General features: G+C 67.5%; 2 protein-coding genes. Both read left to right on the forward strand.

Annotated elements, in window-relative coordinates:
* The first annotated feature begins 149 nt into the window (after positions 1 to 149).
* A complete protein-coding gene (locus tag ACFXGX_RS42845) occupies positions 150 to 725 on the forward strand; it encodes a TerD family protein (RefSeq protein ID WP_384803817.1) in 576 nt (191 codons plus the stop codon).
* A 136-nt stretch (positions 726 to 861) separates the two neighbouring features.
* Positions 862 to 1,247, forward strand: a 386-nt coding sequence (locus ACFXGX_RS42850) for a DUF475 domain-containing protein (RefSeq protein ID WP_384803820.1), incomplete at its 3' end; no start/stop codon positions are given.

Below are 1,247 nucleotides of genomic sequence, written 5' to 3' on the forward strand. Positions count from 1 at the left end.
CGGGCGCCGCGCCTGCCACGCCGCAGCGCGCGCCCCCACGGGGGGCCGCCGCCGCCCCCCCCCCCGCGGCGGCCCCCCCCCCCCCCCGGGGCCCCCCCCCCCCCCCCGGCCGTACCAACAGAAGATCGCACCTCGGGAGGACCAGCATCATGGGCGTCACGCTCGCCAAGGGGGGCAATGTCTCCCTCTCGAAGGCCGCACCGAACCTCACACACGTGATGATCGGGCTCGGCTGGGACGCGCGCTCCACCACCGGAGCCGATTTCGACCTCGACGCGAGCGCGCTGCTGTGCAGCGCCGGCCGTGTGCTCGGGGACGAGTGGTTCATCTTCTACAACCAGCTCAAGAGCCCGGACGGCTCCGTCGAGCACACCGGCGACAACCTCACGGGTGAGGGTGAGGGCGACGACGAGTCGATCCTGATCGACCTCGCCAAGGTCCCCGCCGTGGTCGACAAGATCGTCTTCCCCGTGTCCATCCATGACGCGGACAACCGCGGCCAGACCTTCGGCCAGGTCGGCAACGCGTACATCCGCGTGGTGAACCAGGCGGACGGCCAGGAGCTCGCCCGCTACGACCTCTCCGAGGACGCCTCCACCGAAACGGCGATGATCTTCGGCGAGGTCTACCGCTACAACGCGGAATGGAAGTTCCGTGCCGTCGGTGAGGGGTATGCGTCGGGACTGCGGGGCATCGCGCTCGACTTCGGGGTCAATGTTTCCTAGACCCACCTGTATCAGCCGAAGGCGGCCCCTTAGACTTCGTGGTCAAAGGTAGGTAAAGCCGAGTACGGCACGGGGGCTGCGCACTCCCTGAGCCACCGCTTGGGGGTGCCCCCACCACACGATGATTGGGTAGCCAGTGCTTCTGAAAACCTTCGGCTGGTCGTTCGCGATCACCGCGCTCGGTCTGGCCGCGGCGGCCGTCTACGGGGGGTGGACCGCCTTCGGCGTCGTGGCGATCCTGGCCGTCCTGGAGATCTCGCTGTCCTTCGACAACGCGGTGGTCAACGCCGGAATCCTGAAGAAGATGAGTGCCTTCTGGCAGAAGATCTTCCTCACGGTGGGTGTGCTGATCGCCGTCTTCGGCATGCGTCTGGTCTTCCCCGTCGTGATCGTCGCGATCAGCGCCAAGATCGGCCCGATCGACGCGGTCGATCTCGCGCTGAACGACAAGGACCAGTACCAGCAGCTCGTCACCGACGCCCACCCGTCGATCGCGTCCTTCGGCGGCATGTTCCTGCTCAT

The organism is Streptomyces sp. NPDC059371, assembly GCF_042751995.1.
In the GTDB taxonomy this organism is placed as follows: domain Bacteria; phylum Actinomycetota; class Actinomycetes; order Streptomycetales; family Streptomycetaceae; genus Streptomyces.

Excerpts from the sequence above, each read along its gene's own strand:
- ACFXGX_RS42845 (WP_384803817.1), top strand. The coding sequence starts at position 150 with ATGGGCGTCACGCTCGCCAAGGGGGGCAATGTCTCCCTCTCGAAGGCC.